This window comes from Gilliamella sp. ESL0254 (assembly GCF_013344985.1).
Lineage (GTDB): Bacteria > Pseudomonadota > Gammaproteobacteria > Enterobacterales > Orbaceae > Gilliamella > Gilliamella bombicola.
The window spans coordinates 1,404,647-1,418,550 of sequence record NZ_JAAEDU010000001.1 but is presented as its reverse complement, the minus strand read 5'-3'; the positions used below and the strand labels follow the sequence as shown (position 1 = coordinate 1,418,550).

Here is a 13,904-nt window from a genome sequence, read left to right as displayed (position 1 = left end):
GTCCTTTAAATTTTTTAACTATAATATGTTTCCCTCTATGATTTTTTGTGATATTTGTTCATTTTTAGGACAAATATCAATCTTTTATAAATAATTAACCAAGTACCTATTATTTTATAAAATTTTGTGGTAAAAAGTGGGGTTAAGTGGTAAAAATAGGGTTGTTTATTAACACGTTGATTTCTATTGATTAAAAACTAATGAAAAATTAATAAATAATGGTACTTTTATGTTTAGTGGTGCAATTTCGGTCAATTTAGATAATAAAGGACGGTTAGCAATTCCTACTCGTTACCGTGAACCTTTATCTGAAGGTATTGTTTGCACAATTGGTTTATACCATTCTTGTTTGACGCTTTATTCTCTATCTGAATGGAAATGTATTGAGCAACAGCTTGCAACATTATCAACGATTGTAGAAGCTGAACGTAGAATTAAGCGATTGTTATTGGGTTATGCAACTGAGTGTTTGATGGACAATTCAGGTCGAATTTTATTGCCACCTACATTACGTACTTATGCAAAATTAGAAAAAAATACAATGTTTGTTGGTCAATCTAATAAATTTGAAATTTGGGATGAGACAATTTGGTATCAACAAATAAGCGACGATATTGCTGCGTTACCCACAGATATTGAAAGTTTATCAGATAATTTAAAAAGTTTAACTATTTAATAAGAGTAAAAGATTAATGGATTATCAACATACAACAGTATTATTAAACGAAGCTGTAGAAGCATTAAATATAAAAAAAGATGGCATTTATGTTGATGGTACTTTTGGGCGAGGAGGTCATTCTCGTTTAATACTTGAACAACTTGGAGCACAAGGACGATTGATTGCTATTGATCGTGATGAGCTTGCTGAGCAAGCCGCTTTGCAGATAGAGGATTCAAGATTTACTTTTATTCGTGGAGAGTTTTCAAATATATATCAATATATTAGTGAATTAGAGCTATTGGGTAAAATTAATGGTGTTTTGTTAGACCTCGGTGTTTCATCACCACAACTTGATGATCCCGAAAGAGGATTTTCTTTTATGCGTGATGGGCCGCTTGATATGAGGATGAATAACCATAAAGGTTTGACAGCAAGTGAATGGTTACTCAGCAGTGACGAAGAAAATATTACATGGGTATTAAAGACATTCGGTGAAGAGAAATTTGCCAAACGCATTGCTCGAGCGATCGTGGAACAGAATAAAGTTTCACCAATCACCCGTACATTGGAGTTGGCTAATTTAATTGAAAAAGCAACACCAAGAAAAGATAAAAACAAGCATCCCGCTACACGCAGTTTTCAAGCTATTCGTATTTATATTAATAGCGAATTGGAAGAAGTTGAGCAAGTATTAAATAGTAGTTTATCTGTTCTTGCCAATCATGGAAGGCTTGCTGTTATTAGCTTTCATTCTCTAGAAGATAGAATTGTAAAGCAATTTATTAGTAAACAGAGTAAAGGTCCGAATTTACCTGATCGATTACCACTGACAGAACAACAAATTAAACAATATGGTGGTGCTAAATTCAGATCTCTTGGCAAAATTAAGCCAAATACGATTGAAATTAATAATAACCCACGTTCTCGAAGTGCAATATTAAGGGTGGCAGAAAGGAAAAATGAATAGTAACCAATATAATGAGACTTTTCCAGATAAAACCTACATTGATAAAGATCCTCAAAAAAAACCGAGTAGGAGTTTATTTGGTTTAATTATTGGTGATTTATTTGCTCATCAAAAAATTTCATTGATATTACTTGTAATGATTATTATTTCTGCTGGTGCTGTATTAATAACAACGCAGCAGGTTCGTAAACAGCTATTTGAACGCGAGCAACTTTTGTTAGAACAAGATGTTTTAGAAAGTGAATGGAGAAATTTGGTTATTGAGGAAAATGTACTTGCTGATCCAAAGCGTGTTGAAGAAAAAGCTAAGAACCAATTAGGTATGTCTTATGTGACACCACAAAATGAAACAGTTATTGTGATAAAGAGTAAATAATGAAACCTGTCACTAAACATCAAAAAGATAAAGTTAAAAAGATTGTAAAGGTAAATAAAGCCAATAAGCTGAATAGTAAAAAACAGTTTTTTACACTGAATCGTTTTTACATTGTATATGGTTTTATTATTTTTGCGATTATTTGTCTTATTATTCGAATGGCACTATTGCAAATTATTGAGCCTGATAAACTTATTGCTGAAGGCAATAAGCGTTCTATTCGTCACCAAGAAATGGATGCACCAAGAGCCATGATCACCGATCGTAATGGTCGAGCATTAGCAGTAAGTGTGCCGATGTTTGATGTTTGGGCGGATCCTAAAATTGTGGTACAAAAAGGTGGTGTTAAAGCACATGATATTAGGTGGCAAGGGTTAGCTAAAACGTTAAATATCCCTATGTCAACATTAGAACAAAAACTAGGCAATCCATCAATGCGATTTGTTTATTTGTCTAAACAAGTAACACCAACAATATCTGACTATTTAAAAAAACTGAAATTACCGGGAATATCATTTGCAAAAACATCTAAACGCTATTACCCAGCGGCAGAAAATATAGCTCAATTAATTGGTTTAACAGATATTGATGAAAATGGCACTGAAAAGGGGTCTGAAGGTATCGAAAAAAGTTTCAATAAGTGGTTAATTGGAGAATCTGGGCAAAGAATAGTTAGGCGTGACCGAGTAGGCCGTGTTATTGAAGAATTAGAGCGAACGGAAAGTGAAACAGCATCAGATTTAACTTTAAGTATTGATGAACGTTTACAATCTTTAGTTTATAGTGAACTAAGTCAGGCAGTTGAGTTTAATAAGGCTGATAGTGGTACTGCGGTTTTAATAGATGTGCATACCGGTGAGATTTTAGCGATGGCAACCAGTCCATCTTATAATCCAAATAATCGTTCATCAATTGATTATAGTTTATTGAGAAATAGAGCTGTTACCGATGCATTTGAGCCAGGTTCTACAGTTAAACCTTTAGTTGTGATGGCTGCCTTAGAGAAAAAAATTGCGGATTTGAATACTATTGTTGATACCAGACCATTTTTAGTAAATCGTTATGAAATTAAAGATGTATCGTATCAAAAATCATTGAATTTGGCTGGTATTTTAGAAAAATCAAGTAATGTAGGTGTGAGTAAATTAGCCTTACAAATGCAGTCTAATGAGCTTGTTGAATATTATAGTCGTTTTGGGTTAGGTCAACCAACCGGCCTTGGTTTGGGCGGTGAAGTTAGTGGTTCAATTGCGGCTGATAGAACCCGAAAGTGGGCAGATATTGAGCGGGCAACTTTTGCTTTTGGATATGGGTTAAGCGTGACTCCTCTACAATTAGCAAGGGCCTATGCAACTATTGGTAGTTATGGAGTTTATCGCCCTGTTTCTATTTTAAAAGTGACCGAACCTGTTAAAGGTGAGCGAGTTGTAGAAGAAAAAATAGCTAAAACAGTAGTTCAATTAATGGAAGCGGTTGCAGTGACTGGTGGTGGGACCAAGGCATCTGTTCCTAGTTATAGTGTAGGTGTAAAAACTGGTACAGCTAAGAAATTATCTGGCGGACGCTATGTTAATCAATATCTTGCTTATACCGCAGGTATCGCACCAGCTACAGGGCCAAAATATTCATTGGTTGTTGTTATTGATAACCCTAAAGCTGGTCAATATTATGGTGGTTCAGTTTCAGCTCCTGTATTTAGTCGCATTATGGGTGGCGTGTTAAGAACCATGAATGTTCAGCCTGATCGCCAAGTTGATGGACAAATGATTATTTATTAATAGGTAAAAAATGATGGCTACAAGCACGTTTAAAACATTATTTGAATTATTAGGTGGGAATCAAAATTTAGAACTGGACGATTTTCCGCTTAATCATTTGCGTATTGATAGTCGTAATGTGAAAAAAAATGATGTTTTTGTTGCTATAAAGGGGCATTCTGTTGATGGTCGTGCATTCATCCCTCAAGCTATTTCAGCCGGTGCAGTCGCTGTGCTAGTCGAAACAAATAGCAAATTAAGTGATTTAAAAATAGATTATCTTGAGCATGATAATTTATTTGTAATCCCACAAATTAGTGTTTTTCAACTTTCACGGCGTTTGTCTGTGATTGCTAATGATTTTTATCATTCTCCTTCTAAAAAATTATCCGTTATTGGTGTAACCGGAACAAATGGAAAAACAACTGTTACACAACTCATTGCTCAATGCACAACATTACTCAACGATAAAACGGCAATTTTAGGAACTATTGGTAATGGTATTTATAATCAACTTGAACCAGCTGTAAATACAACCGCATCGGCAATAGATGTGCAATCTTTATTATCTGATTTTGTAAAAGAACAAGTAAAAGTTGTAGCGATGGAGGTTTCTTCTCATGGACTTGTAATGAATCGAGTTAAAGGTTTAAATTGTGCAGCAACAGTCTTCACCAATTTGAGTCGTGATCATCTTGATTATCATAAAACCATGAGTAAATATGCAAAAGCAAAATGGTCATTATTTAGTCCTGATGAAAAAGAAAGGTTAGTTGAAACTTCGGGAAAATCGATTATTAATTATGATGATAAATATGGTAAACGATGGATTGAAAAGCTTTCACATGTGACAGCTGTATCATGCCAACCGAAATCATTATGTCGGTTAAAAGCTTTAAATAGACCTTATGTTGGTGTTTCTATGATCGAATATAATGATAAAGGCGCTAAAATTTATATGGAGTCAAGTTGGGGAAATGCCATTATCAATAGTCGGTTATTAGGTGAATTTAATGTTTCTAACTTATTAATATCTATTGCCACATTACTAACACTTAATTATCCATTTTTTGCTGTAGTGAATATGGCTTGCTTTCTTAAGCCGATTTGTGGTCGGATGGAAGTGTTACATGAAAAAAATAGCCCTACAGTCATTGTTGATTATGCGCATACGCCAGATGCATTACAAAAGGCATTACAAGCGAGCCGGATCCACTGCCAAGGAACGTTATGGGTTATTTTCGGTTGTGGTGGTGATAGAGATACAGGGAAAAGACCATTAATGGCAGAAATTGCGGAACAATTTGCTGACAAAATTGTGCTAACTAATGATAACCCCCGAACCGAAGATGAAATCAAGATTATTCACGATATTCAACAAGGTTTACATAGCACTGACAACATACAAATAATCCCGGATAGAGTTCAGGCTATTACACAAACATTATCGCAAGCCAAAATTAATGATGTGATTTTAATTGCAGGTAAAGGTCATGAGGACTATCAAATAATTGGTAAAACTAAATATCATTATTCTGATCAAGAAATAGTGAAACAGTTTTTAGGAGCAGAGAATCGATCATGATTCCATTAAAAATTAAAAAAATAAAAGAAGTTGTGAATGGTCAGTCTTATTATATTCAAGATGAAAATAAGGTTATTGATTCTATTTGTACAGATTCCAGAAAAATTACCCCACTGTCACTGTTTATTGCATTAACTGGTGATAATTTTGATGGGCATCAATTTGTTTCACAGGCAATAAAAGATGGTGCTATTTTGGCTATTGTTAATCATAAAATAGATGATGCTTCAATACCACAAATAGTCGTCGATGATACTCGGCAATCACTCGGACAAATTGCCACTTTTATTCGAGAACAGAGCCAAGCTAAAATTGTTGCTTTAACTGGCTCATCAGGAAAGACTTCCGTTAAAGAGATGACGGCGGCAATTTTACAACATTGTGGGCAAACACTTTACACGCAAGGTAATTTTAATAACGATATTGGTGTACCATTAACATTATTTCGCTTAACCGAGCAAGACCAATTTGCAGTGGTAGAGCTAGGTGCTAATCATATTGGCGAAATTGCCTATACAACTAATATAGTTAAACCGCAAAGCGCTTTAATTAATAATATTGCCGAGGCCCATATTGAAGGTTTTGGTTCACTTAACGGCGTGGCAACGGCTAAAGGTGAAATTTTTGCAGGCTTACCTCAAAATGGCATTGCTATCATTAATTTAGATAGTTGCTCTGATAGATGGTTTACTCAGCTAACAAACAAAAAAGTTTGGACTTTTTCATTAGCAAATTCATCAGCAGATTTTTATGCTAGTAATATTCAACATACTGAAAGTACGACCTTTACATTGCATACGCCAAAAGGTGAATGCTCAATTCTCTTACCGCTAGTTGGATTGCATAATGTGTCAAATGCGATCGCTGCATCCGCTTTAGCAATTTCTGTTGGTGCAAATTTGGATCAAATTAGAAACGGTTTAACAACTTTAAAACCAGTAAAAGGTCGATTATATCCAATAAGATTAAACCAAACTCAATTAATTTGGGATGATTCTTATAACGCCAACGTTGGGTCAATGTCAGCGGCAGTTAAGGTATTAGCAAAACAACCAGGGTATCGAGTTTTAGTCGTTGGTGATATGGGGGAACTTGGTAATGAGGCTGAAAAATATCATCGACAAATCGGCGAGCTTGCTTATCAAGAAAAGCTAGATTGTGTCGTTAGTGTCGGTAAATTAAGTCAATATATTAGTCAGTATAGTGGTGTAGGTTATCATTTTAATAATAAACAAGATGCAGTAAATTTTCTGTTAATGCTCTTAAATCAACATCCCTCTTTAACAATGTTAGTTAAAGGTTCGCGTAGTGCGAAAATGGAAGAGCTTATCGAAAAAATTCAAATTGAACAACTCAAAATGAATCAGGATTAAAATTATGTTGGTGTGGATATCAGAATATTTAGTTAAATATTTTAGTTTTTTTAATGTTATTTCTTATTTAACCGTAAGAGCAATTTTAGCGTTGTTAACCTCATTGTTAATTTCATTAATAATGGGGCAAAAAGTCATTGATTGGTTGCAGAAATTACAAATTGGCCAAGTTGTTCGCCATGATGGACCTGAATCTCATTTAAGTAAAAAAGGTACACCAACAATGGGAGGTACATTAATTCTTGCATCAATTTCGATCTCGGTATTTTTATGGGCAGATCTTCGTAACCCTTATGTTTGGCTGGCATTATTTGTATTGATTGGCTATGGAATTATTGGTTTTGCTGATGATTATTTAAAAGTTATTCGTAAAAATACAGCGGGTCTTATTGCAAGATGGAAGTATTTTTGGCAATCGGTCATTGCATTAATTGTTGCTTTTGGTCTTTATGTTTATGGAAAAGATAGCTCAGTAACTGTACTAGTTGTGCCTTTTTTTAAAGATGTTATGCCACAGTTAGGATTATTATTTATTCTTTTTACCTATATTGTCATTGTGGGGGCTGGCAATGCTGTTAATTTAACCGATGGGCTGGATGGATTAGCTATTATGCCGACAGTCTTTGTTGCTGCTGGTTTTGCTCTAGTATCTTGGGCAACTGGCAATGTTAATTTTGCTGCTTACTTACATATTCCTTATATTAAATTTGGTGGTGAATTGATGATTGTCTGTACCGCAATTATTGGTGCTGGGTTAGGTTTTCTATGGTTTAATACTTATCCTGCTATGGTTTTTATGGGTGATGTCGGATCGCTTGCATTGGGGGGGGTGTTTGGCATTATAGCTGTTTTATTACGACAAGAATTCCTATTATTGATAATGGGTGGCATATTTGTTGTAGAAACATTATCCGTAATTTTGCAAGTTGGTTCATATAAATTAAGAGGTAAACGGATATTTAAAATGGCACCGATTCATCACCATTATGAATTAAAAGGTTGGCCAGAACCTCGTGTTATTGTACGTTTTTGGATTATTTCATTAATGTTGGTATTAATCGGTTTATTAACTTTGAAATTACGTTAATTTAAAAACAGCTCAGGATTGAATCATGGTTAGCTATCAAGGTAAAAATATTGTTATTGTCGGATTAGGTATCACTGGTCTTTCTTGTGTGAATTATTTCCTTGCTCAAAATATTATCCCAAAAGTAATCGATACTCGTTTAAAGCCGCAAGGATTAGAACAATTAGATAACCGAATTAATTATCACTTGGGAGATTTAAAAATTGATTGGTTGCTAAATGCCGATTTAATTATCGTTAGCCCAGGCATTCCATTATCAACCCCTGAATTACAAAAAGCTAAAGAAAAAGGCGTAGAAATTATAGGTGATATTGAACTTTTTTGTCGTGAAGTTAATGCCAAATCTAATAAAAAAATTGTTGCTATTACTGGCGCAAATGGTAAAACTACTGTTACTACATTAATTGGTGAAATCATTAAGTCAGCAGGTATTAGTGTTGGTGTTGGTGGTAATATAGGACAGCCTGCATTATCTTTATTAAACCAAGATTACGATGTATATGTTTTAGAACTATCGAGCTTTCAGCTAGAAACGACTTACAGCTTAAAAGCAACAGTTGCAACAATTTTAAATATTTCAGAAGACCATATGGATCGTTATCCTCTTGGTTTAATGCAATATGTTGAGGCTAAGCACCGAATTTATCATAATGCAACATACTGTGTGATTAACAATGACGACCAATTAACCATTCCAACAGATAAACAAAGCGATATAGTTTCATTTGGTGTTGATAAAGGTAATTATCATTTAGATAACCACTATGAGCATCTGATTGTACAAGATCAACCTTTGCTAGTAACAAAAATGATGAAATTAACTGGATGTCATAACTATCTTAATGCACTAGCAGCTTTAGCGATAGCTGATAAATTAAATATTTCACGACAATCAAGCATTGCAACAATTGCTTCATTTCATGGTTTACCACATCGGTTTGAATTAGTGTTGGAAAAGAATGGTGTAAAGTGGATTAATGATTCCAAAGCAACCAATGTTGGTAGCACTGAAGCCGCTCTAAACAGTGTGGTTTGCAAAGGAAAATTATATTTATTATTAGGTGGAGATGGGAAATCTGCTGACTTTTCGTTATTAATTCCTTACTTAAAAAATAGGAATATAGAGGTTTTTTGTTTTGGTCGAGATCGTTATTTACTTAGTAAATTAGCTCCAAATATAACAACAATCACAGAGACAATGGCTGAATCAATGCAAATTATTGCTAAAAAAGTGGTATCAAATGATGTGGTTCTACTTTCTCCCGCTTGTGCAAGTTTAGATCAGTTTAAAAGTTACGTTGAACGAGGAAAACAGTTCGCATATCTTGCTGAACAATATACTCAAGGGAGTGGAATATGACATTATTTTGGTTAAAAAAACAAGTTAATCCACATATCCCATTTGACAATCAGTTACTTTGGACTGTGCTTGGTTTAATGATTTTTGGCTTAATAATGGTAACATCGTCTTCAATGTCATTTAATGATAGTAATCCATTCTTTTATACACAACGAGAGCTTATTCAGTTAGGAATATCGTTATTTTTAATGTCTATTACGTTGTATATTCCGATGCAACGTTGGCAACAGTTCGGTTCAGTGTTACTAATCATTGCTATTATTATGTTAATTGTTGTATTGGGTATAGGTTCTTCAATTAACGGTGCATCGCGTTGGATACCTTTAGGGGTATTTAATTTTCAGCCTGCAGAGCTTTCAAAATTAGCACTATTTTTATTTTTAGCTGGTTATTTATCGCGTAAATCTGAAGAGGTACAAAGTGGGTTTTGGGGTTTTTTTAAACCAATGGTTGTTATGGCCGTACTCTCTATTTTATTACTTAAGCAACCTGATTTAGGTACTGTTATCGTTTTATTTATGGTAACTATTGGTATCCTATTTATTGCTGGTGCCCAATTGTGGCAATTTATTGCTATTTTGCTAACAGGTGTTGGTGCAGTGATTTGTTTGATTTTATACGAGGCTTACCGTTTAACTCGACTGTTAACCTTTCTTGACCCTTGGCAAGATGCAACTGGTTCAGGTTATCAATTAGTTGCCTCATTAATGGCAATTGGTAGTGGAGGAATTACGGGACAAGGTATGGGCAATTCTATTCTGAAATTAGGTTATTTACCTGAATGTCATACCGATTTTATTTTTTCGATTATTTCAGAAGAGTATGGATATATAGGTGTAGTTGTTTTATTGTCATTACTTTTCTTCTTGACATTTAAAGCTCTCGCAATTGGTTATCGAGCACTGAATGAGGGGGTATTATTTTCGGGTTATTTAGCCTGTGAAATTGGAATATGGTTTGGTTTTCAAACATTTGTTAATGTTGGTGTTACATCTGGTATGTTACCAACTAAAGGATTAACATTACCATTTATTAGTTATGGTGGTTCAAGCCTTATTGTGATGAGTATTGCGGTTGCAATATTACTCAGAATAGATTTTGAATTTAGGCAACAACAAGCGCAAGCAAGAATAAGGTTAGTTAAATAATGAAAAAATTATTAGTTATGGCAGGGGGAACAGGCGGACATGTCTTTCCCGGTATTGCTGTTGCGCATTATTTGATGAAGCAAGGTTGGCAAGTAAGATGGTTAGGTACTGCTGATCGAATGGAAGCACATCTCGTTCCTGAAAATGGTATAGAGATCGACTTTATCGAAATATCAGGGCTAAGAGGAAAAGGTGTGATGGCATTATTAAAAGCACCTTATAAAATTCTAAAAGCAGTTTTACAAGCAAGAAAAATTTTGAAAGCCTATCGTCCAGATGTTGTGTTAGGTATGGGCGGATATGTTTCTGGTCCTGGAGGGATCGCAGCAAAAACACTTGGCATACCGATTGTATTACATGAACAAAATGGTATAGCTGGTTTAACTAACAAGTGGCTAGCTAAAATTGCGACTAAAGTTTTGCAAGCATTTCCTAGTGCTTTTCCTAACGCTGAAGTCGTAGGTAATCCTGTGCGTAGTGATCTTTTAACTGTTGTAAAACCCGAAGAAAGGTTCAAAGATCGTAATGGACCAATCAGAGTATTAGTCATGGGCGGAAGTCAAGGTGCGAAGATTATTAATGATATTGTGCCCCAGGTGATAACTAAATTATCAGATGAATATGTAGTATGGCATCAAACAGGTAAAGGAATGTTGGATTCGGTAATTCAGTCTTATCAAAATTGTGATATGGCTAATAATAAAGTGACAGAGTTTATATCTGATGTTACAAATGCATACAATTGGGCAGATATTGTGATTTGTCGTAGCGGAGCATTGACTGTTAGTGAAATTGAAGTTGTTGGTATTGGTGCTATTTTTGTTCCGTTTATGCATAAAGATCGTCAGCAATTTTGGAATGCAAAATCATTAGCGGATATAGGTGCTGCGGATATAATAGAACAACCAAATTTTAATGTTGAATCATTATCAAAGTTATTATTAAATTTGAATCGCGACAAGTTACTAGAAATGGCAATTAAAGCTAAAAGTTTATCTATTGTAAATTCCACTGAGAAAGTAGCGGAATCCCTTAACTCAGTGATAAAATAACTAGTTTTTGGTATTATTGTGTAATAATTTTGTAAAAAATTTTTAGTTTATGTAGGTATTTGAGTCAATGATTTGTTTGGACTAAAAAATAACTAGGATACAAATGTTCAATGTTGATATGACAGGGTACACTACATAACAAAGAATGATTAGGAGTTCTATAGTGAATACAAAGGAATTAGCTAAATTAAGAGCCATTATTCCTGAAATGAAAAGAGTCAAACATATCCACTTTGTGGGTATTGGTGGCGCAGGTATGGGCGGTATTGCAGAAGTTCTAGCCAATGAAGGCTATGAAATTAGTGGTTCAGATATTGCTGAAAATGCTGTGACTCAACATTTAGAAATGTTAGGTGCTAAAATTGTTATTGGTCATGCGGCTGAAAATGTGATTAATTCAAGTGTGGTCGTTATATCTTCTGCTATTTCACAGGATAATATTGAAGTAATTGCTGCACGTGAAGCGCGCATACCAGTGATCCAACGCGCGGAAATGTTGGCCGAATTAATGCGTTTTCGCTATGGAATCGCTATTGCTGGTACACATGGTAAAACAACTACTACCGCGATGGTTACAGCTATTTATGCAGAGGCAAAACTTGACCCAACTTTTGTCAATGGAGGCTTAGTTAAAGCGGCTGGAACTCATGCGCAATTAGGCAGTAGTCGTTATTTTATTGCTGAAGCCGATGAAAGTGATGCATCATTTCTTCATTTGCAGCCAATGGTCTCTATTATAACAAATATCGAACCAGACCATATGGATACTTATCAGGGTAGTGTTGATAACCTCAAACAGACATTTATTTCATTTTTACGTAATCTTCCATTTTATGGTTTAGCGATTATGTGTTATGACGATTCCATCAATCGTGAATTATTGCCGATTGTTGGACGTAAAGTCATTACTTATGGGTTTAGTGAAGAGGCTGATGTAGTTATTAAAAATTATCGTCAAGAACGAGGGGTTAGTTATTACACCGTTTGCCGCCCAGATCGCCAAGATTTAAATATTGAGTTAAATGCACCAGGTAAACATAATGCTTTAAATTCGGCAGCTGCAATTATTGCTGCAACTGAAGAGGGTATTGATGATCAGTCAATTATAAATGCATTAGCTAAATTTGCTGGCACAAGTCGACGTTTTGATTTATTAGGTGTTTTTCCTCATGCCGATGGTGCAGATATTATGATGGTTGATGATTATGGTCATCATCCTAGTGAAGTTAATGCAACAATTCAGGCGGCAAGAAATGGTTGGCCTGAGCGAAGACTTGTCATGTTATTTCAACCTCATAGATATACACGTACTCGTGATTTATTTGATGATTTCGCACAAGTGCTTTCTCAAGTTGATGCACTTGTTATGTTGGATGTCTATTCAGCGGGAGAACAACCGATTGCAGGTGCAGATAGCCGATCTTTGTGTCGTTCAATTCGTAATCGAGGTAAAGTTGATCCAATTTATATTTCTGATTTAGATTTATTGCCTGAAATTATGCAAGAAGTATTACAAGGCGGTGATTTATTAATTACACAAGGAGCTGGTAGTGTTGGTCGTATAGCGCGCCAATTAGCCAAAACTCAATTATCTTCAAAAGAGGTTTTATAAAAATGGTTGATAAAGTAGCTGTATTGTATGGCGGTACTTCTGCCGAGAGAGACGTATCACTTAAGTCAGGAAAAGCTGTACATGCAGGATTATTGGCAAATGGTATTGATGCGCATCTTATTGATACTAAATATCATCCTATTACTAATTTAAAAGAAGAAGGATATACAAAAGCTTTTGTTATTCTGCACGGACGTGGTGGGGAAGACGGTATTGTGCAAGCAATTTTGACTTATCAAAATATCCCTTATACAGGTAGTGATGTTTTGTCATCAGCATTAACAATGGATAAATTGAAAACTAAACTAGTTTGGAAATCGCTTAATTTACCTGTTGCTGATTATGTTATGGTAGAAAGATCGCAATCAATTGATACAAATGCTATTGTTAAGCAGCTTGGTTTACCATTGTTTGTTAAACCAAGTCATGAAGGTTCAAGCGTAGGGATGGCTAGAGTCAATGAAGCATCTGAATTGGAAGAGGCCATTAATGCAGCTTTTAAATATGACAGTGTTGTGATGGTTGAGTCATTTTTAGCCGGTTCTGAATTTACAGTGGCTATTGTAGGTGAAGAAGTTTTACCATCAATTCATATTAAACCTACAAGCAAATTTTATGATTATGATGCTAAATATTTATCTGATACGACTCAGTATTTTTGTCCAAGTGGTTTACCAGATGATAAAGAACAAGAAATTCGTAATTTAGCCTTAGATGCTTATAAAGCTGTAGGATGTCGAGGATGGGGAAGAGTTGATATAATGTTTAATGCTAATCAAAAACCATTCTTACTGGAAGTCAATACAGCTCCTGGTATGACAGATCATAGCTTGGTACCAATGGCTGCTAAACAACATGGCTGGTCATTTAATGAGCTTGTTGTCAGAATTTTAAATTTGGCAACCCTATAATTGGCCCTTATTGTT

At 34.9% G+C, this 13,904-nt stretch carries 12 protein-coding genes; all 12 read left to right on the top strand.

Annotated features, from left to right (window positions below):
- Positions 1-229: 229 nt before the first annotated feature.
- Positions 230-676 carry a division/cell wall cluster transcriptional repressor MraZ gene (mraZ, locus tag GYX25_RS06620; protein ID WP_091346510.1) on the top strand — a complete coding sequence of 149 codons (447 nt, stop codon included), beginning with the start codon at positions 230-232 and terminating at the stop codon, positions 674-676.
- Between the two features lie 16 nt (positions 677-692).
- The gene (rsmH, locus tag GYX25_RS06615; protein WP_174787001.1) at positions 693-1,628 is read left to right on the top strand and encodes a 16S rRNA (cytosine(1402)-N(4))-methyltransferase RsmH; all 936 of its coding nucleotides are present in this window, start codon (positions 693-695) and stop codon (positions 1,626-1,628) included.
- A complete protein-coding gene (gene ftsL, locus GYX25_RS06610; protein ID WP_091346506.1) occupies positions 1,621-2,004 on the top strand; it encodes a cell division protein FtsL in 384 nt (127 codons plus the stop codon). The genes rsmH and ftsL overlap by 8 nt, the downstream gene beginning before the upstream one ends.
- Complete coding sequence (gene ftsI / locus GYX25_RS06605) at positions 2,004-3,782, top strand: peptidoglycan glycosyltransferase FtsI (protein ID WP_091346504.1); 1,779 nt, start codon at positions 2,004-2,006, stop codon at positions 3,780-3,782. Before ftsL ends, ftsI begins: the two co-directional genes overlap by 1 nt.
- A 13-nt stretch (positions 3,783-3,795) precedes the next feature.
- Positions 3,796-5,346: a UDP-N-acetylmuramoyl-L-alanyl-D-glutamate--2,6-diaminopimelate ligase gene (gene murE / locus GYX25_RS06600; RefSeq protein ID WP_174787000.1), complete on the top strand. Its 1,551-nt coding sequence runs from the start codon at positions 3,796-3,798 to the stop codon at positions 5,344-5,346.
- On the top strand, positions 5,343-6,719 hold the full coding sequence (gene murF / locus GYX25_RS06595; RefSeq protein ID WP_174786999.1) for a UDP-N-acetylmuramoyl-tripeptide--D-alanyl-D-alanine ligase: 1,377 nt from the start codon (positions 5,343-5,345) through the stop codon (positions 6,717-6,719). Before murE ends, murF begins: the two co-directional genes overlap by 4 nt.
- A 4-nt stretch (positions 6,720-6,723) precedes the next feature.
- Positions 6,724-7,806 (top strand): phospho-N-acetylmuramoyl-pentapeptide-transferase, encoded by a 1,083-nt coding sequence (mraY, locus tag GYX25_RS06590; RefSeq protein WP_091346499.1) that lies wholly within the window; start codon positions 6,724-6,726, stop codon positions 7,804-7,806.
- 25 nt (positions 7,807-7,831) lie between these two features.
- Positions 7,832-9,166, top strand: coding sequence for a UDP-N-acetylmuramoyl-L-alanine--D-glutamate ligase (gene murD / locus GYX25_RS06585; protein ID WP_174786998.1), 1,335 nt, complete (start codon positions 7,832-7,834; stop codon positions 9,164-9,166).
- Positions 9,163-10,314 (top strand): cell division protein FtsW, encoded by a 1,152-nt coding sequence (ftsW, locus tag GYX25_RS06580; protein WP_091346495.1) that lies wholly within the window; start codon positions 9,163-9,165, stop codon positions 10,312-10,314. Before murD ends, ftsW begins: the two co-directional genes overlap by 4 nt.
- On the top strand, positions 10,314-11,366 hold the full coding sequence (gene murG / locus GYX25_RS06575; protein WP_174786997.1) for an undecaprenyldiphospho-muramoylpentapeptide beta-N-acetylglucosaminyltransferase: 1,053 nt from the start codon (positions 10,314-10,316) through the stop codon (positions 11,364-11,366). The genes ftsW and murG overlap by 1 nt, the downstream gene beginning before the upstream one ends.
- Positions 11,367-11,529: 163 nt before the next feature.
- Positions 11,530-12,978 carry a UDP-N-acetylmuramate--L-alanine ligase gene (gene murC / locus GYX25_RS06570; RefSeq protein ID WP_091346490.1) on the top strand — a complete coding sequence of 483 codons (1,449 nt, stop codon included), beginning with the start codon at positions 11,530-11,532 and terminating at the stop codon, positions 12,976-12,978.
- 2 nt (positions 12,979-12,980) lie between these two features.
- Complete coding sequence (locus GYX25_RS06565) at positions 12,981-13,889, top strand: D-alanine--D-alanine ligase (RefSeq protein WP_174786996.1); 909 nt, start codon at positions 12,981-12,983, stop codon at positions 13,887-13,889.
- Positions 13,890-13,904: the final 15 nt, after the last annotated feature.